17 protein-coding genes are annotated in these 21,587 nt (G+C 68.1%); 10 read left to right on the top strand and 7 right to left on the bottom strand.

The features are described 5' to 3' along the window. Window positions 1–3 precede the first annotated feature (3 nt). The 4 genes from C4B30_RS32170 to C4B30_RS32155 form a co-directional block, all read right to left on the bottom strand. A complete protein-coding gene (locus tag C4B30_RS32170) occupies window positions 4–1,284 on the bottom strand; it encodes an MFS transporter (protein ID WP_027784497.1) in 1,281 nt (426 codons plus the stop codon). A gap of 115 nt (window positions 1,285–1,399) precedes the next feature. After that, window positions 1,400–2,392 (bottom strand): sugar kinase, encoded by a 993-nt coding sequence (locus tag C4B30_RS32165; protein WP_027784498.1) that lies wholly within the window; start codon window positions 2,390–2,392, stop codon window positions 1,400–1,402. A 28-nt stretch (window positions 2,393–2,420) separates the two neighbouring features. Continuing rightward, on the bottom strand, window positions 2,421–3,185 hold the full coding sequence (locus C4B30_RS32160; protein WP_027784499.1) for a sugar phosphate isomerase/epimerase family protein: 765 nt from the start codon (window positions 3,183–3,185) through the stop codon (window positions 2,421–2,423). Window positions 3,186–3,346: 161 nt separating this feature from the next. After that, window positions 3,347–4,240: a LysR family transcriptional regulator gene (locus C4B30_RS32155; protein ID WP_027784500.1), complete on the bottom strand. Its 894-nt coding sequence runs from the start codon at window positions 4,238–4,240 to the stop codon at window positions 3,347–3,349. 112 nt (window positions 4,241–4,352) lie between these two features. Here C4B30_RS32155 and C4B30_RS32150 point away from each other — a divergent pair, with 112 nt between their 5' ends. The 5 genes from C4B30_RS32150 (at window position 4,353) to C4B30_RS32125 (ending at window position 10,516) form a co-directional block, all read left to right on the top strand. Further along, on the top strand, window positions 4,353–5,429 hold the full coding sequence (locus tag C4B30_RS32150; RefSeq protein WP_027784501.1) for a YeiH family protein: 1,077 nt from the start codon (window positions 4,353–4,355) through the stop codon (window positions 5,427–5,429). 103 nt (window positions 5,430–5,532) lie between these two features. Further along, a complete protein-coding gene (locus C4B30_RS32140; RefSeq protein ID WP_027784502.1) occupies window positions 5,533–7,266 on the top strand; it encodes a ClcB-like voltage-gated chloride channel protein in 1,734 nt (577 codons plus the stop codon). Between the two features lie 347 nt (window positions 7,267–7,613). Then, complete coding sequence (locus tag C4B30_RS32135) at window positions 7,614–8,600, top strand: acyltransferase domain-containing protein (protein WP_080681341.1); 987 nt, start codon at window positions 7,614–7,616, stop codon at window positions 8,598–8,600. After that, window positions 8,597–9,007 carry a hypothetical protein gene (locus tag C4B30_RS32130; RefSeq protein ID WP_155257361.1) on the top strand — a complete coding sequence of 137 codons (411 nt, stop codon included), beginning with the start codon at window positions 8,597–8,599 and terminating at the stop codon, window positions 9,005–9,007. Before C4B30_RS32135 ends, C4B30_RS32130 begins: the two co-directional genes overlap by 4 nt. Window positions 9,008–9,037: 30 nt before the next feature. Then, window positions 9,038–10,516: an acyl-CoA dehydrogenase gene (locus C4B30_RS32125; RefSeq protein WP_051421398.1), complete on the top strand. Its 1,479-nt coding sequence runs from the start codon at window positions 9,038–9,040 to the stop codon at window positions 10,514–10,516. Between the two features lie 38 nt (window positions 10,517–10,554). Here the strand turns inward: C4B30_RS32125 and C4B30_RS32120 are convergent, their stop codons facing one another. After that, window positions 10,555–11,175 carry a TetR/AcrR family transcriptional regulator gene (locus C4B30_RS32120; protein WP_027784503.1) on the bottom strand — a complete coding sequence of 207 codons (621 nt, stop codon included), beginning with the start codon at window positions 11,173–11,175 and terminating at the stop codon, window positions 10,555–10,557. 188 nt (window positions 11,176–11,363) lie between these two features. Between C4B30_RS32120 and C4B30_RS32115 the strand changes: the two genes are divergently transcribed. From C4B30_RS32115 to C4B30_RS32100, 4 genes are all read left to right on the top strand, one after another. After that, the gene (locus C4B30_RS32115; RefSeq protein ID WP_027784504.1) at window positions 11,364–12,473 is read left to right on the top strand and encodes an efflux RND transporter periplasmic adaptor subunit; all 1,110 of its coding nucleotides are present in this window, start codon (window positions 11,364–11,366) and stop codon (window positions 12,471–12,473) included. Then, on the top strand, window positions 12,470–15,619 hold the full coding sequence (locus C4B30_RS32110; RefSeq protein ID WP_027784505.1) for an efflux RND transporter permease subunit: 3,150 nt from the start codon (window positions 12,470–12,472) through the stop codon (window positions 15,617–15,619). Before C4B30_RS32115 ends, C4B30_RS32110 begins: the two co-directional genes overlap by 4 nt. A gap of 2 nt (window positions 15,620–15,621) precedes the next feature. After that, the gene (locus tag C4B30_RS32105; protein ID WP_027784506.1) at window positions 15,622–17,175 is read left to right on the top strand and encodes an efflux transporter outer membrane subunit; all 1,554 of its coding nucleotides are present in this window, start codon (window positions 15,622–15,624) and stop codon (window positions 17,173–17,175) included. Between the two features lie 122 nt (window positions 17,176–17,297). After that, window positions 17,298–18,326, top strand: a complete 1,029-nt coding sequence (locus tag C4B30_RS32100; RefSeq protein WP_027784507.1) for a MerR family transcriptional regulator — start codon at window positions 17,298–17,300, stop codon at window positions 18,324–18,326. 112 nt (window positions 18,327–18,438) lie between these two features. Here the strand turns inward: C4B30_RS32100 and C4B30_RS32095 are convergent, their stop codons facing one another. After that, on the bottom strand, window positions 18,439–18,963 hold the full coding sequence (locus C4B30_RS32095; protein ID WP_027784508.1) for a M949_RS01915 family surface polysaccharide biosynthesis protein: 525 nt from the start codon (window positions 18,961–18,963) through the stop codon (window positions 18,439–18,441). Between the two features lie 83 nt (window positions 18,964–19,046). Beyond that, on the bottom strand, window positions 19,047–20,444 hold the full coding sequence (locus C4B30_RS32090) for a sigma-54 interaction domain-containing protein (protein WP_027784509.1): 1,398 nt from the start codon (window positions 20,442–20,444) through the stop codon (window positions 19,047–19,049). Window positions 20,445–20,697: 253 nt separating this feature from the next. Here C4B30_RS32090 and C4B30_RS32085 point away from each other — a divergent pair, with 253 nt between their 5' ends. Continuing rightward, complete coding sequence (locus tag C4B30_RS32085; protein ID WP_027784510.1) at window positions 20,698–21,582, top strand: MBL fold metallo-hydrolase; 885 nt, start codon at window positions 20,698–20,700, stop codon at window positions 21,580–21,582. Window positions 21,583–21,587 lie beyond the last annotated feature (5 nt).

The following is a 21,587-nucleotide window of genomic DNA, read 5'->3' as shown; positions in this document are numbered from 1 at the left end:
GTTTCATTTTCCTTGCAGCGGCGCGGCGAGCGGATGCGCATCGCGCGCCTGGGGTTTGACGGACAGCGTGAGGATCACCGCGGCGACCAGCGCGGCGCTCATGAATGCGTACGACGCGACGGGCGACCCGGTCGCACCGTTCAGATAGCCGACGAAATACGAGCCGACGAACGAGCCGAGCGCGCCCATGCTGTTGATCAGCGCCATCGCGCCGCCGGCGACGTTCTTCGGCAGCAGCTCCGGCACGATCGCGAAGAACGGGCCGTACGGTGCGTACATCGCGGCGCCCGCGACGACCAGCAGCGCATACGAGATCCAGAAGTGCGACGAGCCGAGCGCGTACGACGCGGCGAACGCGGCCGCGCCGACCAGCAGGAACGGCCACACGAAGCCGCGGCGCGAACCGACCTTGTCGGACGCCCACGACGCGGCGAGCATCGCGATCGTCGCCGCGAGGTACGGCAGCGCGGACAGCCAGCCGGTGGCGACCATCCCGAGCTCGGAACCGTTCTTCACGATCGACGGCAGCCACAGCACGAAGCCGTACACGCCGATGCTCCAGCAGAAATACTGCGCGCACAGCTTGATCACGGCCGGCGAGCGGAACGCCTCGCCATAGTTGCGTACCGGCTTGATCGCCGCCTGCTCGGCCGCGAGCGCGGCGTCGAGGTCGCGCTTTTCCTGCGCGCTGAGCCACGGCGAATCGGCCGGCTTGTCCTGCACGAGGAACCACCAGCACACGGCCCAGACGACGGCCGGGACGCCTTCGGCGATGAACATGTGGCGCCAGCCGAATTCATGCACGAGATAACCGGACACGATCGACATCCACAGCACGGTGACCGGGTTGCCGAGGATCAGGAACGTATTCGCGCGCGAGCGCTCGTTCTTCGTGAACCAGTTGCTGATGTAGATCAGCATCGCCGGCATCACGGCCGCCTCGACGATGCCCAGCACGAAGCGGATCGCCATCAGCGAGGGGATGTTGCTGACCACGCCGGTCAGTGCCGCGCAGCCGCCCCACAGCACGAGGCTGACGAACACGAGCTTCTTCACGCTGCGGCGTTCCGCGTAGATCGCGCCGGGGATCTGGAAGAAGAAGTAGCCGAGGAAGAACAGCGCGCCGATCAGCGACGACAGGCCCTTGCTGATCCCGAGATCCTGGTTGATGCCGGCCGCCGCCGCGAACCCGTAGTTCGCGCGATCGAGGTAAGCGAGGCTGTACGTGATGAAGACGATCGGCATGATCGTCCACCAGCGACGGGCTGCGAGATTGGCTGCCATGAGAGTGTCTCCGTATATGGACCGGAGGGGGCGCGCTAGCGCCTGGCCGGCCTCGAACAAAACTACCGTGCGTCGCGCACGAAATGGATCCGCGGATTGTGCCGTGTCCGGCCTCTCATTGCGCGGTGACGGTTTCCTCTAAGCGATCGGCGCGATTGCTGACACTTTCGAGCCGGTCGAGCGCGTCGCGCGTCGGCAGCCCTTCCGAATCGCCGATCACTTGGATCGCGAGCGCACCGATCCGGTTGCCGCGCGCGACCGCCTGCTCGACGCTCCGGCCTTCGAGCAGCGCGCTGACCACGCCGACCGCGAAGCCGTCGCCGGCGCCGACCGTATCGACGACGCGCTCGACGCGCTCGCCGGCGACCGTGCCTTCGCGGCCGTCGGCCGTGCGGAAATACGCACCTTGCTCGCCGAGCTTGATCACGACGCCGCGCGCGCCCTGCGCAAGATAGAAGCCCGCGATGTCGGCCGGCGTGTCGTGCCCGGTGAGTTGCCGACCTTCGGCGAGGCCCGGCAGCACCCAGTCGGCGAGCGCCGCGAGTGCATTCAGGGTCTTCGCCATCGCCTCGGCGGACGGCCACAGCGTCGGGCGCAGGTTCGGGTCGAACGAGATCGTCTTGCCGGCCGCACGCATCTCGCGCGCGAGCCGGAACGCGAGTTCGCACGACGTCGCCGAAATCGCCGGCGCGACGCCCGTCAGGTGCAGGTGGCGCGCGCCGAGCACGTAGTCGGCCACGTAGTCGTCACATGACAGGTGGCTCGCCGCCGAGCCCTTGCGGAAATATTCGACGGTCGGGTCGCTGCCGTCGTCGTTGCGCGACTTCAGCTGGAAGCCGGTCGGGTAGCGCGGATCGACGGTCACGCACGACGCGTCGATTCCCTCGCGCGCCAGCGTGTCGAGCACGTAGCGGCCGAACGAATCGCGGCCGACGCGGCTCATCCAGCCGACCCGGAAGCCGAGCCGCGACAGGCCGATCGCGACATTGAGATCGGCACCCGCAATCCGCTTCGCGAATTGCCCGGCGTGGGCGAGATGGCCCGGCTCCGTCGCGACGAACATCGCCATCGCTTCGCCATAGGTCACGACATCGAGTGCTGCTTTCATGACTGAACTCCTCAGGATCCTTCTGCGATCACGCGGTCGCAAGCCACGCGACGCGCCGGCAGGCATCGCCGGCCAGGTCGGCCGCGTCGAACGGGAACTCGATGCCGCGCGGCGCATGCCGCGGCAGCGCGGCGAGTACGCCGGTCACGAGCGGATCGTTCGGCGCCGGCGCGGCGGTGAAACGACGCGCGCCCTCGCCTTCGATGATCTTGCAATGAATGTATTCCACATGCGGCGCGAGCACCTGCGCGCAGTCGAGCGGCGCTTCGCCGCGCCACTGCCAGTTGCCGATGTCGAACGTCATGCCGAGTGCATCGGGCATGCCGGCGTCGGACAGCGCGTCGAACAGCCCGCGGAACTGCGCGAACGCGCCGCCCGCCTCGAGCTGACCGTTCTCGACCACCACCCGGGCCCGCGCGCCGCGCGACAGCGCGACGATCTCGGCCGCGTGCGCGTCGCCGGCGAAGCCGCCGAGCTGGAATTTCACGAAGCGCGCGCCGAGCGCGTCGGCTTGCGCGAGCGCGTCGCGCAGTGCGTCGGCATCGAGCGCACCCGCTTCCATGTACAGCGAGTCCGGGGTCGAATAGACCGACCACAGTCCGTGGCCGCTGATCTGCACCCCGAGCGCAGCCAGCGCGCCGGGCGCCGTGTCGTCGTCCGACGCGAACAACTCGCGCCGTACCTCGAAACCGGCCGCGCCGGATTCCGCCACGGTGGTGATGAATGCACTGTGGCCCTCCTGGCGCACCCGGTCCATCCCGAATGCGCTCGCCACGATCACGATGTCTGCCATGTTGCCCTTTTCAACCGGAATGGAACCGGTTCCATTTGCTTGAGACGGATGGTGCGCCTCGCTTCAGACCCACGCCATAGAGGAAATCCCTAAGGCCGATTTGTCGCACGAATACGCGCCCAATCGCATGCAATTCGTGTTCCCGGCGCGGCTGCTAGCGCCTACGCGAGATCCTGCGCGAGACTCATTTCGAGGAATTGCGCGGCGACCCGCGACGGTGCGCCGCCGTGCGGTACGAGAATGGAGAAATGCCGCGTGAGCGGCTCGGGCGCCAGCGAGCGCGGCACGAGCGCGGCATCCTCGTGACGCAGCGACATCGCGGAGACGAACCCGACGCCCATCCCTGCGCGCACGGCTTCCTTCACCGCCTCGACCCCCGCGATCTCGAACGCGACGCGCATCGGCGCGCCGCCATGCGCGAACGCGCGCTCGACGAGTTGCCGCACGGCGGAGCCCTCCTCGCGCAGCACGAGCGGATGCGCGGCGAGCGCGTCGAGCGTCAGGCCCGCGTCGTAGCCGGGTGCCGCGAGCGGATGGCCGGCCGGCACGATCGCGACGATCTCGTCGTCGTGCCACGCGTGGACGGCCGTGCCCGGCGGCAACGCCTCGCCGGGCGGCCCTTCGATCAGCGCGATGTCGAGCGACGGGAGCGCCGCGACCACGTCGGCCGTATTACCGCTCATCGTCTGGATCGACACGCGCGGGGCGTGCGGCTGGAACGCCGCGATCAGATACGGCAGCAGGTAGCTCGCCGGCGTCGTGCTCGCGCCGATGCGCAGCGTGCCGGCTTCCAGCCCGCGTACCGCGTCGCGAAACGCTCGCGCCTGCGCGAACGTGTCGCGCTGCGCCTTCGCGTACCGCGCAAGTTGTTCGCCGACCGGCGTGAGGCGAATGCCGCGGCCGTCGCGCTGGTACAGCGGCTCGCCGAACTCGTCCTGCAGCAGCCGCAACTGGCCCGACACGGCCGGCTGCGACAGATGCAGCGCCACGGCGGCGCGGCTGATGTTCAGATGCTCGGCGACGGCGGCGAAAGTTATCAGTTGATCCGGGGTCATGAGGATGAATTATCGGATTTCCGGATAGCTTACATCACAAATCACAATTTTTCATATCGATATAACGAAATTAGGATTACAGCATCGCCACACGCTCCATCACGGTGCTTCCATGTCCACTGCTCCGACTCCCCATCTCAGCCATGCCGCGCCGTCGATGCGCGGCCAGTTGAACGGCGTGCTGTTCGTCGCGCTGTTCGCCGCCGCCGTCACGAGCCTGTCCGAGCTTCCCGCAATCGCGGGGCTCGGCCTGTCGCCGCTGATCGTCGGCATCGTCGCCGGGGCGTTGTACGGCAACGGCCTGCGCGACGGCATGCCGGCCAGCTGGGCGGCCGGTGTCAATTTCTCCGCACGCAGGCTGCTGCGCATCGCGGTCGCGTTCTTCGGGTTGCGCGTGAGCCTGCAGGAAATCGCGCAGGTCGGGCTGCCGGGCCTCGCGGTGTCGGTGCTGGTCGTCGTCAGCACGCTCGCGATCGGCACCTGGGTCGGCATGAAGCTGATGAAGCTCGACCGCGACGCCGCGCTGCTGACCGCCGCCGGCAGCGCGATCTGCGGCGCGGCCGCCGTGCTCGCGTTCGAGTCGACGCTGCAGTCGAAGCCGCACCAGAGCGCGATGGCGGTGGGCAGCGTCGTGCTGTTCGGCACGCTGTCGATGTTCCTGTATCCGGTCGCCTATCACGCCGGGCTGCTGAACCTCGACCCGGCCGGCCTCGGCCTGTTCTTCGGCGGCACGATCCACGAAGTCGCGCAGGTGGTCGGCGCGGCGAGCGACATCAGCCCGCAGGTCGCGCACGTCGCGACGATCGTGAAGATGACGCGCGTGATGCTGCTGGTGCCGGTGCTGCTCGTGCTCGGCTGGTGGCTCGCCCGTTCGGCGCGCACGGCTCACGACGCGGCCGGCGGCGCGCAAGGCAAGCGCAAGGTGGCGGTTCCCTGGTTCGCGCTCGGCTTCCTCGCCTTCGTGATCGTCAATTCGCTGAACGTGCTGCCCGCGGACGTCACGCATACGCTGAACGTGCTCGACACCTTCGCGCTGACGATGGCCATGACCGCACTCGGCATCGAAACGCGTGTCGCGCAGATCCGCGCAGCCGGCCCGCGTGCGCTGATGACCGGCCTGATCCTGTACGTATGGCTGATCGCCGGCGGCTACGGAATCACCTGGGCCGTGCAGCACTGTCTTGGCTGAGCCGCATGTCCGTGGCGGTTCTCGCGCCGCGCCCGACGGGAAGGTCCCGCGGGCGCGGCGCAGTGCTATGCTTCGCGTCGTTTTCCATCGCCCCCTTTCAGCCGTGCTCTCGTTCCTGCTGAAGCTGCGCACTCGCGCCCAAACGCTGTTCCGCCTGTCGGACGCCCACACGATGCTGATCTGGTCGGCCATCGTCGGCGTCGGCGGCGCCTTTGCCACGATGGCGTTCCGCGAGGGCATCGATCTGATGCAGCGGCTGATCTCGGGGCACAGCGGCAGCTTCGTGCAGATGGCGAAGAGCCTGCCGTGGTACCTGCGGTTCTGGATGCCGGCCGCGGGCGGCTTCCTCGCCGGTTGCGTGCTGCTGCTCGCGACGCGCGGGGACCAGCAGGCCGCCAAGACCGACTACATGGAATCGGTCGCGCTCGGCAACGGTATCGTACCGGTGCGGCAGAGCCTGTGGCGCAGCGTGTCGTCGCTGCTGACGATCGGCAGCGGCGGCTCGATCGGCCGCGAAGGCCCGATGGTGCAGCTCGCGGCGCTCGCGGCGTCGCTCGTCGGCCGCTTCGTGCACTTCGACCCGCCGCGCCTGCGCCTGCTGGTCGCCTGCGGGGCGGCGGCCGGTATCACGTCCGCGTACAACGCGCCGATCGCCGGCGCCTTTTTCGTGTCGGAGATCGTGCTCGGCACGATCGCGATGGAGAGCTTCGGGCCGATGGTCGTCGCGTCGGTCGTCGCGAACATCGTGATGCGCGAATTCGCCGGTTACCGGCCGCCGTACGAGATGCCGGTGTTTCCGGCCGTGACGGGCCCCGAAGTGCTGCTGTTCGTCGTGCTCGGCGCGCTGTGCGGCGTGCTCGCCCCCCAGTTCCTGCATCTGCTCGACGCGTCGAAGGCGCAGTTCAAGCGGCTGCCTGTACCGCTGCCCGTGCGGCTCGCGCTCGGCGGCCTCGTCGTCGGCGTGATCTCGGTGTGGATTCCGGACGTGTGGGGCAACGGCTACAGCGTCGTGAACCACATCCTCCATTCGCCGTGGACGTGGCAGGCGCTCGTCGCGGTACTCGTGTTCAAGGTGATCGCGACCGCCGCGACGGCCGGCTCGGGCGCGATCGGCGGCGTGTTCACGCCGACGCTGTTCGTCGGCGCCGTGTTCGGCTCGCTGTTCGGGCTCGCGATGGACGCGCTGTGGCCGGGCCATACGTCCGCGTATTTCGCGTACGCGATCGTCGGGATGGGCGCGTTCATGGCGGGCGCCACGCAGGCGCCGCTGATGGCGATCCTGATGATCTTCGAGATGACGCTGAGCTATCAGGTCGTGCTGCCGCTGCTGGTGTCGTGCGTGTTCGCGTATTTCGTCGCGCGCGCGACGGGCACGACGTCGATGTACGAGATCACGCTGCACCACTACCAGGACGCGCAGGAGCGGCAGCGGTTGCGCACCACGCAGATGCGCGAGCTGATCCAGCCCGCGCAGACAGTCGTGCCGCTCACCGCGAGCGTCGCCGACATGACGCGCGTGTTTCTCGAATATCCGGTGAAGTACCTGTACGTGACCGACGACGCCGGGCGCTTTCGCGGCGCGGTCGCGCTGAAGGACATCACGTCGGACCTGCTCGACAAGCGTGACACGACCGACAAGACGGCCGCGCATTACGCGCATACGCCGTTTCCGCTGCTCACGCCCGACATGCCGCTCGCGACCGCGCTCGAACGCTTCATGGCGTTCCAGGGCGAACGATTGCCGGTGATCGAGAGCGAAGCCGAGCCGACGCTCGCGGGCGTCGTCTACAAGACGTCGCTGCTCGACGCCTATCGGCGGATGACCGGCGAGCGCTGACGCGCGCGGCCGCGCCCCGCTCCTTCATCCCGCGCAACGCTTCCCGCCTCTTCCCGTTCGCTTCGGCCGGCGCGCACCGACGTCGCGCCGCCTCTCCCGCTGCACGTGTTTCAAAATATTTGCACAAGCGGAATTTCCGTTTTCTCGTCCGGAAAATCCCCGCATGGAAAATCAACACTCCATTATTTCATTTCATCGAAATCAATAGAGTCGATTGCCTAGAAAATAAAAAATAAATTACCTACCCTTCGTCGTTGCAGCGTTTGAAAACCAGTCAGACATTTAAAAATTACAAAAACCAAACTTCCGCTGCAAAACAATCGCTTCAAAACCGCTACGAGGGAAAAATGGAAATCGGTTCCAGCTATTCAAGCATGCCCGCAATCTATGTGATTCCGGGCCAGGGAGATAGTCCGTCCGCCGCGTTGAAATCGCTTTACGAGCGAAGTCCGCCGGCCCGCGAATGCATCGACGGGACGCTCGACGACATCGAAGCCACGCTGCGCGAGGAGCCCTACGATCACGAGCCGCGGTTGCTGCGCGACGTGCTGCTCGGAAATGCCCCGGCCGCCGTTCCCGTCGGCATCCCGCAACTGTCGGCATTCGCCACCGCGGTCTGCGTGCACCGCTTCCTCGAACGCCAGCAGGTGCGGCCTGTCGCGATCGTCGGCCAGAGCCTCGGCGAAATCGCATCGCTCGTCTGCTCGGGCGTGTGGTCCGTAGCCGACGGCGTGCGTGCCGTCCTCGCGCTCAACGATGCGTTCCGGCCGTTCGCGGGACGCGGCGGCATGACGGCGATCGCGGCGTCGGAAACCGACACGCTGGCGCTCCTCGACGAAATTGCCCATGAGCGGCTGGTGCTTGCGTGCGTCAACGCGCCGCGACAGACGGTCGTCAGCGGCCCGCATACGGCGCTCGACACCTTGGCCGCATTCGCGAGCCGCCGCGGTATCAAGCTGCACGCGCTGCCGATTCCGTATCCGGCTCACCATCCCGCGCTGTGGACGGCCGCGGATCGGTTCCACGATGCGATCGCGCGATTGCCGCGCAACCGTTTCCGCATACCCGTCTATTCGGCCGTCTCGTGCCGGCGCTACACGGATACCGACGATATCGCCCGCTCGTTGGCGGATTGTTTCACCAAACCGTATTACATGCCGACCGTTCTCAAGCACAGCCAGGTCGGGCAGGATTCGATCTATATCGACCTGAGCATGACAGGCATCATGAATCGCAGCATTAAAGCAGTGCTGCCGGATGCACGAACTTATTCGCCGACTCGCGAAACGGATTCCTTTCCATTCAATTTAAATCTTACGGGGGCCCTGCAATGAATGCATACCAGATGGAAAATGGCGGAATATCCGGATCATCGCCGGCCCGACCGACTATTGCCCCCGAAATCGATGAAATCCGCGATACGCTTTCCGGCCTCGCGAAACCGGACCATCGCCGTCTGCTGATCCAGTTGCTGTCGAGCGCGGACTTCGACAAGCCGCTCGATCGGCATTCGGTCGACCTGCATCGCTCGACCTACGATCGCCTCGTCAAACTCGCCGGCCGGTTGCCGGCCGCGGCCGGCAACCTGTCCGACCCGTCGCTGCTGTCGGCGATCGCCGAATGGACCGCCGTCAACGATCCGTCGCTATGCATCGCCGCGCTGATCCACTACGGGCTCTGCATCGGTTCGCTCGTCGAACTCGGCAAGGACAACGCCCGCGCGCAGGAATACGCGGGCTAACTGGCTGCGGGCCGCAAGGTCGGCGCGTTCATGATCACCGAAATCGGCGGCGGCAACAGCCAGCTCGCGACCCGCACCGAAGCGCGCTTCGACGCGGCCAGCAAGACCTTCGTGCTGCATACGCCGGATGATGGCGCGCTGAAGTTCACCAACGTCGGCGTCAACGATCTCGACAAGCTCGGCATCGTCTGCGCGCGCGTCATCGTCGACGAACGCGACTGCGGCGTTTTCGCGTTCGCCGTCGACTTGTCCACCCGCGAGGGCCCGCTGCCGGGCGTGCGCCTGTCCGCGCCCGCCGAAATCCCGCTGGTGCCGTTCGATTACGGCCTCGCCGGCTTCGATCGCGTGACGGTCCCGTTCGATGCGTGGCTGTCCGACGGCGCGTCGATCGACACCGACGGACGGTTCCACGATCCGCTCGGCGACCCGAACGGCCGCCTGGTACGCACGCTGACCGCGCCGGAAAACGTGTGGGCGATGGGCGCGATCGGGCTGGCCGCCGTATCGCGCACCTGCGTCGCCCAGGCGCTGCACTACTCGACGCATCGCTCGAGCATGGCCCGCATCGCGCCCGAAACGTCGCTCATGCGCTACAGCACGCAGCAGCGTGCGCTGTTACGCGCGCTCGCGACGTCGTACGTGATGACCTGCTTCGCGAACGAAGCCGCGCGCGAATGGGCGCAGGCGCTGCATGGTCGCGCACAGCCGGACCGTACGGTCTCGTCGTTCATGATGTGGGCGCCTTGGAGTTCCACCAATCGCAAGCTCGCGCTCGTCAAGGCTCTGACCGCGTGGGCCGCTGAGGAAGTGGCAGCCGAATGCCGGCTGCGTTGCGGGGTGGCCGGCGATCTTCTCGTCAACCGGTATCTCGACTATCAGGGGCTCGGCCACGTGTTCAACGATGCGGGCGGCAACAACTTCCTGATTCTGCTCGACACGGCGCGCACGCTCGCAGCGGCGCCTGCCGCGTCGGCCGGACCGGATGAAGCCGGAAGCAACTGGCCCGAGGCAGCGCGCGATGCAATCGCCGCACTGCGGGCGCGCGAACGCCGACTGATCCGCTCGCTCGCCGATCAGGTCGACGACCGGACGGCAAGCGGTGTCGATTCGCTGGACGTCTGGAATCCGCTGTTGCCGAGTGCGCGCGATGCGGCGGAGGCATACGGATTGAATCTCGCGCTGGATGCCGCGCTGGCCGCGGCCGATGCGGTCGCGAGCGAGCCGGCGCGCGCCTTGCTGCGGGATCTCGCTGCGCTGTTCGCGCTCGATCGTGCGCAGCGGCACGGCGGCTGGCTGATCAGCGAAGGCGTGCTGGACCCGTCAGGCTACCGGCAACTCGATGCGGCAACCGACGCGTTGTGCGCGCGCCTCGTTCCGCACGTCGACACCTTCGTCGAAGCATTCGGGCATCCGCACCCGGTCGTCCGGTCGCCGATCTCGGACCGGGCGCACGACTATGCGGCGTCGCTGGCCCGCATGCTGCGCGTACCGCCCGGCGATGCACGCTGAACGCAGCGCAGCGACGAAGGAAACGCGTGCGCCGGCCGTCAGTCCGGCGCACGCCCCAGCACGACCCGCGCGAAGAACCCCCCGAGCACCGCTTCGGCCGAGTCGGCCGACACGTGCTGCGGATCGGCCGTGTAGTACGACTGCACGCCGTCGCACAGGCACATCAGCCCGAACGCGAGCGTATCGGCCGGCAACAGCAGCGGCGTGCCGGCCCGCTCGGAGAAGCGCTCGATGAATTCGGCCATCTGCACGCGCTTGCCGTGCAGGAACTGGTTGAAGCGCACGCGGAACTTCGCGTCGCGCGCGGCCTGCAGTTTCGCCTCGCCCCACAGCAGCGAGTATTCGTCGTCGCGAAACAGCGTCCGGTAATACGCGAGCGCCATCGATTCCATCTGCTCGCGCGTGCCGCCGCCTTCGAAAATCGCCTCGAGGTCGGCCTCCACCTCTGCGTGATCGCGCTCCAGCAATGCCAGCAGCAGATCGGACTTACTGCGGAAATTCGAGTAGAACGCACCGCGCGTATAGCCGGCCGCCGCCGCGATGTCCTCGACGCTCGCGGCCACATAGCCTTTCTTCAGAAAAATTCGATGCGCGGCTTTCAGCAGACGTTCGCGCGTCTGGTCCCTGCTCTGCTCGCGAGTTAAGCGCTGTGGTTTCATGACGCGCAGTCTAGCATCCCCTCCCCTTCGGATTCATCTTTGCATTCAGATACAGGTGTGTATTAGAATTCGCCACAGTTTCCGAAGATGTCGTCCGTCTGTCCGTGTGCGCCGGTACCGGCGCCGCTTGGGGCAAGCGCCCGCCGCGCTTGCCGGCTTCGTTCCGCTCCACCTCACCTGGGGGTTTCGTGAATCGCTCCGGTTCCCGCGCCGCGCTGCTGATCGGCGCCGCGCTCGTCCTTGCCGCCTGTCATCCGAAAGAATCCGCGCCGCCCGCCCCGCGCCCCGTCGTCGCGCTGCCCGCACGGGCCGACAGCCTCGCGGCCGCGCGCACGCTGCCCGGCGACATCCAGCCGCGCTACGCCACCCCGCTGTCGTTCCGCATCGCCGGCAAGATCATCGAGCGCCGGGTGCGGCTCGGCGATACGGTGAAGGTCGGCCAGGTCGTCGCGCTGCTCGATCCGTCCGACGTCGAGAAGAACGCCGCGAGCGCGCAGGCGCAACTCGATGCCGCGACGCACAGCCTCGCGTTCGCGAAACAGCAGCTCGACCGCGATCGCGCGCAGGCCCGCGAAAACCTGATCGCGACCGCGCAGCTCGAACAGACCCAGAACAGCTACACGTCGGCGCTCGCGCAGCGCGACCAGGCGCAGCAGCAACTCGCGCTCGCGAAGAACCAGCTCCGCTACGCGACGCTCGTCGCCGATCATGCGGGCACCATCACCGCCGAGCAGGCCGATACGGGCCAGAACGTGTCGGCCGGCCAGCCGGTCTACCAGCTCGCGTGGTCGGGCGACGTCGACGTGGTCAGCGACGTGCCCGAGGCCGCGCTCGCATCGCTCGCGCCCGGTCATGCGGCCACCGTCACGCTGCCGTCGCTGCCGGGCCGCCGGTTCGCCGCGAAGGTGCGCGAAATCGCGCCGGCCGCCGATCCGCAAAGCCGCACCTACCGCGTGAAGCTCACGCTCGGCGCGCCCGATCCGGCGATCCGGCTCGGGATGACCGCGGACGTCGCGTTCGACGGCGCGCCGGCCGCCGGCGACACGCAGCCGATCACGCTGCCTGCGACCGCGCTGTTCCACGACGGCGCGCAACCGGCCGTATGGGTCGTGCGCACGAAGGACGACACGCTCGAACTGCGCCGCGTCGACGTCGCGCGCTTCAACGAGCGCACCGTGACGGTGTCGCACGGGCTGCAGCCGGGCGAGCGCGTCGTGCTGCAGGGCGTGCATACGGTCAGCGCGGGCGAGAAGGTGCGCGCGATCGCGCCGCTGCATCCGGAGGACTTCGCATCGTGAGCGTCTCCCACGAAGAAGGCCGGTTCAACCTATCCGCATGGGCGCTGCGCCACCAGGCGCTGGTCGTCTACCTGATCGCGCTCGCGACGCTCGCGGGCATCCTCGCGTACACGCGGCTCGCGCAATCCGAAGACCCGCCGTTCACGTTCCGCGTGATGGTGATCCGTACCTTCTGGCCCGGCGCGAGCGCGCGGCAGGTACAGGAACAGGTGACCGACCGGATCGGCCGCAAGCTGCAGGAAACTCCCGCCATCGACTTCCTGCGCAGCTATTCGCGCCCCGGCGAATCGCTGATCTTCTTCACGATGAAGGATTCGGCGCCGGTGAAGGACGTGCCCGAGACCTGGTACCAGATCCGCAAGAAAGTGGGCGACATCGGCTATACGCTGCCGCCCGGCGTGCAGGGCCCGTTCTTCAACGACGAATTCGGCGACGTCTACACCAACATCTGGACGCTAGAGGGCGACGGCTTCACGCCCGCGCAACTGCACGACTACGCGGATCAATTGCGCACCGTGCTGCTGCGCGTACCGGGCGTCGGCAAGGTCGACTATTTCGGCGACCCCGACCAGCGGATCTTCATCGAGGTCAACAATGCGCAGCTCACGCGCCTCGGCATCTCGCCGCAGCAGCTCGGGCAGGCGATCAACGCGCAGAACGACATTTCGTCGGCCGGCGTGCTGACGACCGCCGACGATCGCGTGTTCGTGCGGCCGAGCGGCCAGTTCGACAACGTCGGCGCGATCGCCGATACGCTGCTGCGCATCAACGGCCGCACGTTCCGGCTCGGCGATCTCGCCACGGTCAGGCGCGGCTACGACGATCCGGCCGTCACGCAAATGCGGAGCAACGGGAAGGCCGTGCTCGGCATCGGCGTCACGATGCAGCCGGGCGGCGACGTGATCCGGCTCGGCAAGGCGCTCGACGCCGAATCGAAGGATCTGCAGGCGCAACTGCCGGCCGGCCTCAAGCTGACGCTGGTGTCGAGCATGCCGCACGCGGTCTCGCATTCGGTCGACGACTTCCTCGAAGCCGTCGCCGAAGCCATCGCGATCGTGCTGGTCGTGAGCCTCGTGTCGCTTGGCCTGCGCACCGGGATGGTCGTCGTGATCTCGATTCCGGTCGTGCTCGCGGTCACCGCGCTCTTCATGTACATGTTCGACATCGGGTTGCACAAGGTGTCGCTCGGCACGCTCGTGCTCGCGCTCGGGCTGCTCGTCGACGACGCGATCATCGCGGTCGAGATGATGGCCGTGAAGCTCGAACAGGGCTACAGCCGCGCGCGCGCCGCCGCGTTCGCGTACACCAGCACCGCATTCCCGATGCTGACGGGCACGCTCGTCACGGTATCGGGCTTCCTGCCGATCGCACTCGCGAAATCGAGTACCGGCGAATACACGCGCTCGATCTTCGAGGTGTCGGCGATCGCGCTGATCGCGTCGTGGTTCGCCGCCGTCGTGCTGATCCCGCTGCTGGGCTTCCACATGCTGCCCGAGCGCAAGCGGCACGCACACGAAGCGCATCTGCCCGACGATCACGAGCACGACATCTACGACACCCGCTTCTACCGGCGGCTGCGCGGCTGGATCGACTGGTGCATCGAGCGGCGCTTCGTCGTGCTGCTGATCACGGGCGTCCTCTTCGTCGTGGCGATGATGGGCTTCTCGCTGGTGCCGCAGCAGTTCTTCCCGAGCTCCGACCGGCCCGAGCTGCTGGTCGACCTGCGGTTGCCCGAAGGCGCGTCGTTCGCGGCGACGCTGCGCGAGACCGAGCGTCTCGAGAAAGCGATCGACAAGCGTCCCGAGATCGATCATTCGGTGAACTTCGTCGGCAGCGGCGCGCCGCGCTTCTACCTGCCGCTCGACCAGCAGCTGCAACTGCCGAACTTCGCGCAGTTCGTGATCACCGCGAAATCGGTCGAGGATCGCGAGAAGCTCGCGATCTGGCTCGAAACCACGCTGCGCGACAAGTTTCCTGCCGTGCGCTGGCGGCTGTCGCGGCTCGAGAACGGGCCGCCGGTCGGCTATCCGGTGCAGTTCCGCGTGAGCGGCGACAGTATCGCGACGGTCCGCTCGATCGCCGAGAAGGTCGCGGCGACGATGCGCGGCGATGCGCGCACGGTCAACGTACAGTTCGACTGGGACGAGCCGGCGGAACGCTCGGTGCGCTTCGAGCTCGACCAGAAGAAGGCACGCGAGCTGAACGTCACGTCGCAGGACGTGTCGAGCTTCCTCGCGATGACGCTGTCCGGCACGACCGTCACGCAGTATCGCGAACGCGACAAGCTGATCGCCGTCGACCTGCGCGCGCCGCAGGCCGACCGCGTCGATCCGGCGAAACTCGCGGGCCTCGCGCTGCCGACGCCGAACGGCCCCGTGCCGCTCGGCTCGCTCGGCCGCTTCACGCCGACGCTCGAATACGGCGTCGTGTGGGAACGCGACCGCCAGCCGACCATCACCGTGCAGTCGGACGTGCGCGCCGGCGCACAGGGCATCGACGTCACGCATGCGGTCGACGCGAAGCTGAACGCGCTGCGCGCGCAGTTGCCGGTCGGCTATCAGATCAACATCGGCGGTTCGGTCGAGGAAAGCGCGAAGGCGCAGACGTCGATCAACGCGCAGATGCCGCTGATGGCGATCGCCGTGTTCACGCTGCTGATGATCCAGCTGCAGAGCTTCTCGCGCGTGCTGATGGTCGTGCTGACCGCACCGCTCGGGCTGATCGGCGTGGTCGCGACGCTGCTGCTGTTCGGCCAGCCGTTCGGCTTCGTCGCGACGCTCGGCGTGATCGCGATGTTCGGGATCATCATGCGCAACTCGGTGATCCTGGTCGATCAGATCGAGCAGGACATCGCGGTCGGTCACGGCCGCATCGACGCGATCATCGGCGCGACCGTGCGGCGTTTCCGGCCGATCACGCTGACGGCCGCGGCCGCCGTGCTCGCGCTGATCCCGCTGTTGCGCTCGAACTTCTTCGGGCCGATGGCGACCGCGCTGATGGGCGGCATCACGAGCGCAACCGTGCTGACGCTGTTCTATCTGCCTGCGCTGTACGCGACGTGGTTCCGCGTGAAGCGCGACGAACGCGACCCGCAGGACGGTCCGCCGCCAGGCGGCAGCACGCCGGCCGCGGCGTCGGGAGCCTGACCATGGATCGATCGATGACCCTGAAAACGAAAGCCGTGCGGGCGCTCGCGATCGCGAGCGTCGCCGGCCCGCTCGCGGGCTGCGCATGGTTCGCGCCGAGCGGCGAGCCGCCCGCGATGCCGTCGCCCGCGCATTACGGCGCCGCGCCGCAAGTCGAGCAGACCGTGTCCGCGCAAGGCGTCGCGCAGCAGTTCGAGGTCGGCGCGCAGCCGGTGCCGGACTGGTGGAAGCAGTACCGGTCCGATGCGCTGAACGCGCTCGTCGACGAAGGGCTGCACAACAGCCCGACGCTGAGTGCGGCGTCGCATTCGCTGGATGCCGCGCGCGAACAGCTGCGCGGGCAGATCGGCAGTTCGATGCTGCCGTCGATCGACGCGGTCGGTCAGGCCACGCGCCAGCGCGCGCTCGGCGTACCGATTCCCGCGCTCGGCGCGCCGACGCTGCTGTACGACACGTTCGTCGGGCAACTGCAGGCGAGCTACACGGTCGACCTGTTCGGCGTGTCGCGCTTCGCGAACCGCGCGCTCGCGAAACGCGTCGACGTCAGCGCATTCCAGCTCGAATCCGCGCGGCGCGCGCTGGCCGCGAACATCGTGACCGCGTCGATCACCGTGTCGGTGCTCAATGCGCAGATCGAGACGACCGAGCGGCTCGTCGCGCTCGCGAACGACCAGGCGCACGACGCCGAGCGCCGCCATGCGCTCGGTTCGGCATCGCGCGGCGACGCGCTGAATGCGCGGCAAAGCGCCGACACGTTCGCGGCGAGCCTGCCCGCGCTGCGCCAGCAGCGCGACTCGGCGCGCCATGCGCTCGCGGTGCTGGTCGGCCGCACGCCCGACCGGCCGCCGGCCGATCTCGCGCTCACCGATCTGCACCTGCCCGAGCAGGTGCCCGTCGTCGTGCCGTCGGACCTGCTGCAAAGCCGCCCGGACATCCAGGCCGCCGACGCGGGGCTGAAGGCCGCCGCCGCCGAAGTGGGCCTCGCGACCGCGCAGATGTTTCCGCAACTGTCGCTGTCGGCGGCGATGGGCAAAGGCGGCTTCAGCTGGCCGACGATGCTGTCGGGCGCCGGCGCGATCTGGAACGTCGGCGCGTCGCTGAGCCAGCCGATCTTCCACGGCGGCGCGCTGCTCGCCCAGCGCCGCGCGGCGAAGGCGACCTACGAGGCCGCGGTCGACCAGTACAAGCAGGCGGTACTCGGCGCGTTCCAGAACGTCGCCGATTCGCTCGCGGCGCTCGAGCACGACGCAGAGGCGCTCGATGCGTCGTCGCGCGCCGCGCTGTCCGCGCGTGGCGCATACGACGACGCGGCCGCCCGCGTGCGGCTCGGCGCGCTGCCGCCGTCGGCCGCGCGCGCGAGCGAGTTGCAGTACCGCAATGCGCGGCTCGACGAGATTCGCGCGACCGGCGCACGGTTCGCGGATACCGCACGGCTTTACCAGGCGATGGGCACACCGCCGGCCGACAACGGCGACAAGTCCGGTAAAACCGCCGGCGCTGCCGGCAAGGACGCGCGCGCCGCCGCCACGCCCGAGTCCGCCCCTTCGACGCAATAAGCCTCCTTCGATCGGACGCGCGTGCGGCCTCCCGCAACGCCCGTCCGATCGCCGATCTTCCGCTTGACCCTCACGTAGCGTAACGTTCGAGACTCCAGTGTGCGCACCGAACGGAGGAACGAATGCGGCTGAAAGTGGGAGAACTGGCGAAACGCACCGGGCTGACCGTCCGCACGCTTCATCACTATCACGCAATCGGTCTGCTGACGCCTTCGGCGCGCGCCGACAACGGCTACCGGCTGTACGACCGCGACGATATCGCCCGGCTTCACCAGATCCAGGCCCTGCGTCGCTTCGGACTGTCGCTCGCCGAAATCGGCGAATACCTGAACCAGCCCGGTACCCCGCTCGTCGATCTCGTCGCCAGACAGATCGCGTCGCTCGACCGCCAGCTCGCGCAAACCGCGCAGCTGCGCGAGCGGCTCGCGAGCCTGCATGCGCAGCTCGCGGCGGGCACCGAGCCGGAACTGGCCGATTGGCTCACCACACTGGAGTTGATGACCGTGTACGACAAATATTTCTCCGAGGAAGAACTCGCTCGCCTGCCGATGTACCAGAAGAGCCAGGCCGGCGACGCGGAATGGACCACGCTCGTCGACGAGGTCCGCGCGCTGCACGACGCGGGCGTGCCCGCCGAAGACGAGCGCGTCCGTGCGCTCGCCGCGCGCTGGATGGCGCTGCTGGTACGCGACACGAACAACGATCCGCGCTTGCTGGCGAAGCTGAACCTGATGCACGAGCACGAACCGTCGATGCAGTCGAAGATCGGCATTTCGACCGCGTTGCGCGACTATGTGCTGCGTGCTTCATCGGAAACGAAGATGCGGCTGTTCGAGCAGTACCTCGCGCCGGACGAGATCCGCTTCATGCGGGCGCACTACGGCGAACGCGCGATGGAATGGCCGCAACTGATGGCCGACGTGCGCGACGCGATCGATTCGGGCATCCAGCCCGATTCGCCGCAAGGCCGCGTGCTCGCGCAGCGCTGGCTCGAGCTGTTCTGCAGCTACGCGGGCCATGATCCGGCCACGCACGCGAAATTCCGCGCGGCGCTGATGAACGAGCCGGCGCTGACGAAGGATTCGTGGACCGACGAGACGCTGATCGGTTTCGTGCGCGAGGCGATGGCGCAACTGGCGCCCGTGCGCTGATCGCATGACGGGCGGGCGGCAAGCGGGTTTCCCGCGTGCCGCCAGTTTCACCATCGGCAGCCGGTATCCAGCATCGATCGGCCCTTCTCGCACGCGCCGCCCGGGCGCCGGCCTAGTCGTTGCGCCCGCTGATCCCGCGCCAGCGCTTCGTCATGTAGCGCAGAAACGCGGGCTGCGCCTTCAGGTCCGCATTCGGTACGGGCGCCGCGCCGCCGTCGACGAACTTGCCGTTGACCGTGACGGTTTCCTCGCCGCGCAGCACGTATTTCGTGCCGGCGTCGATCAGGAAGTACTTGACCTGATCGGCGCTCACGTCGCCGCGGCAACCGATCTTGTACGCGAACAGGAACTGCTTGCGGCCGTTGCCGATCAGATCGCGCATTTCGATCGACTTCGGTACGACGTCGAGGATCACGTCGACCGGGCAGGCTTTCACATAGTCGCGCACCGTCCAGTCGGGGTGGCCGTCGAGCGTCGCGGACACCTTGAGTTCGACGTCGTCGCCGGACGCGGTTCTGGCGAGCGTCACCGCGTGTGCGCCGGCCGCATCGGTCCACGTGTAGTCGGCGGCGTGCGCCGGGCTGGCCAGCGCCGCGAAGGTGAGCAACAGGCAACGCGAGAGGGCAGGTTTTTTCATCGGCGATGGCGGGCGCGCTGGAATCGGAAGCGCCATTATCGGCAAAGCCACGTGCCGCCGCCAGCCGCGCGCGACATGCCCGTTCAGCGCTCGCGCGAGCCGAGGCCGAGCGCCTTCATCCGCCGGTACAGCGTCCGTTCGCTCAATCCGAGCTGCTCGGCCAGCGCCTTGCGCGTGCCGTCGAACGCGCGCGCGATACGGACCAGCTCCGCATCGGACACGCCGCGCGCGGCCACCGCCTGCGCGTGCGGCGCCGCCGCTGCCGCGACGAGCTCGGCCGGCAGATGTTCGACGCGAATCGTCCCGTCGTCCGCGAACAGGCACGCGCGTTCGAGCACGTTGCGCAGCTCGCGGATGTTGCCGGGCCACGCATACGCGTCGAGGCACGCCCGCGCGCGCTCGGTCAGCACGAACGGTCGGGCCGCGAACGGTCGGGCATTCGCGTCGCCCGCGTTGCCGCGCGCGTTCGCGATCCGCCGCAGGATCGATTCGGCCAGCAGCGCGATGTCGCCGCGCCGCTCGCGCAACGCCGGCAGCGGAATCGGGAACGCGTTGATCCGGTAGTAAAGGTCCTGCCGGAACCGGCCGTCGTCGATCATCTCGCGCAGCGGCTTGTGCGTGGCCGCGACGAGCCGAAAATCGGCGCGCAGCGCCTCGACGCCGCCGACACGCCGGAACGTGCCCGATTCGATCAACCGCAGCAGCTTCACCTGCATCGGCAGCGGCACGTCGCCGATCTCGTCGAGAAACAGCGTGCCGCCCTGCGCGGTTTCGACGAGGCCCGGCTTGCGCTGGTTCGCGCCCGTGAACGCGCCCTTCTCGTAGCCGAACAGTTCGCTCTCGAACAGCGTCTCGGCGATCCCCGAGCAATCGACGACGACGAACGGCCCCATCGCGCGATCGCTCGCTTCGTGCAGCGCGCGGGCGAACAGCTCCTTGCCGGTGCCCGATTCGCCGAGCAGCAGCACCGGCAACGTCGACGGCGCGACGCGCTGCAGCGCGCCGAGCGCCGCGTTGAACGCGTCGGCGCCGCCGACGAGCCCTTCCGCGCTCGGCTGCGCGGACGCACTGCGCACCGTCGTCAGCCGCTCGACATACGCGATCACGTTGCCGTCCGCATCGAAGATCGGCCGCAGCTCGACGTCGACATGCTCGGGGCCGCGCGGCGTGTGGTGGATGTGCAGCACGCGGTTCAGCCCGCGCGATTCGAGCGCCTGCTTCATCGGGCAATGCTCGCCGGCCTGGTCGCACGGCACGTCGTAGTGATGCGAGACCTGGAAACAGTGCCGGCCCACATGCTCGACGCCGGCCACACCGAACTGGCGCCGGTACGCATCGTTCGCCGCGAGGATGCGGTAGTCGGGGTCGACCACGATCATCGGCTGCGGGTCCTGCTCGAGATACGCGACGAGCGCGCGTACGTCGGGCATCGCGTCGCGGCGCGGTGCGGGGACGATCGGAATGGTGTCGTGCGGATTCATGCGGAGGCTCGCTCGGCGAAGGGGCGCCCGGACGGACTGCCAGGCTGACTGCCAATTCTGCCACGACACTGCCAGTCGTGGCAGTTCTCGTTCGCCACCGGATGTCGCCGCCGTCCTCATGGGGCCGCCCGCGCACCGAAAACCCGAGCCGAATCAAGTCCCTGGCGTATCGGTCGGTGCCGCGCCGCAGGCTGGCACGCTTCTTGAAATAAAGATCGCGATTGCAGATGAAGAACCCGATCGAGGACACCCCGTGAGCAATGCCCCCGCCCTGTCGGTCGAAGGCTTTTTCGACCCGGCGACCCACACCGTGAGCTATCTCCTGCTCGAGACGGCGAGCCGCGCGTGCGCGCTGATCGACAGCGTGCTCGACTACGACCCGAAATCCGGCCGCACGCGCACCGCCAGCGCCGACCGGCTGATCGCGCGCGTCGCCGAACTCGGCGCGACCGTGCACTGGCTGCTGGAGACGCACGTGCACGCCGACCACCTGTCGGCCGCACCGTACCTGAAAACGCAGGTCGGCGGCCGGATCGCGATCGGCTCGCACGTGCGCCGCGTGCAGCACGTGTTCGGCACGCTGTTCAACGCGGGCCCCGGCTTCGCGGAAGACGGCCGTCAGTTCGACCGGCTCGTCGACGACGGCGACACGCTCGCGCTCGGCGCATTGACGATCCGCGCGCTGCACACGCCGGGCCACACGCCCGCGTGCATGACCTACTGCGTGGCCGACGCGACGCAGCGCGCGGCGTTCGTCGGCGACACGCTGTTCATGCCCGACTACGGCACGGCCCGCTGTGATTTCCCGGGCGGCGACGCGCGCACGCTGTACCGCTCGATCGCGCGCGTGCTCGCGCTGCCTGCCGACACGCGCCTGTACCTGTGCCACGACTACCAGCCGGGCGGCCGCGACGTGCAGTTCGTGACGACCGTCGCCGAGCAGCGCCGCGCGAACGTGCACGTGAAGGACGGCGTGAGCGAGGACGATTTCGTCGCGATGCGCACCGCGCGCGACGCGACGCTCGACATGCCCGTGCTGATGCTGCCGTCCGTGCAGGTCAACATGCGCGCCGGCCACCTGCCCGAACCCGAGAACAACGGCGTGCGCTACCTGAAGATCCCGCTCGACGCGATCTGAGCCGC

This window comes from Burkholderia sp. BE12 (genome assembly GCF_002959955.1).
In the GTDB taxonomy this organism is placed as follows: domain Bacteria; phylum Pseudomonadota; class Gammaproteobacteria; order Burkholderiales; family Burkholderiaceae; genus Burkholderia.
The sequence above is the reverse complement of the archived record's forward strand: the minus strand, read 5'-3'. Positions and strand labels throughout refer to the sequence as shown.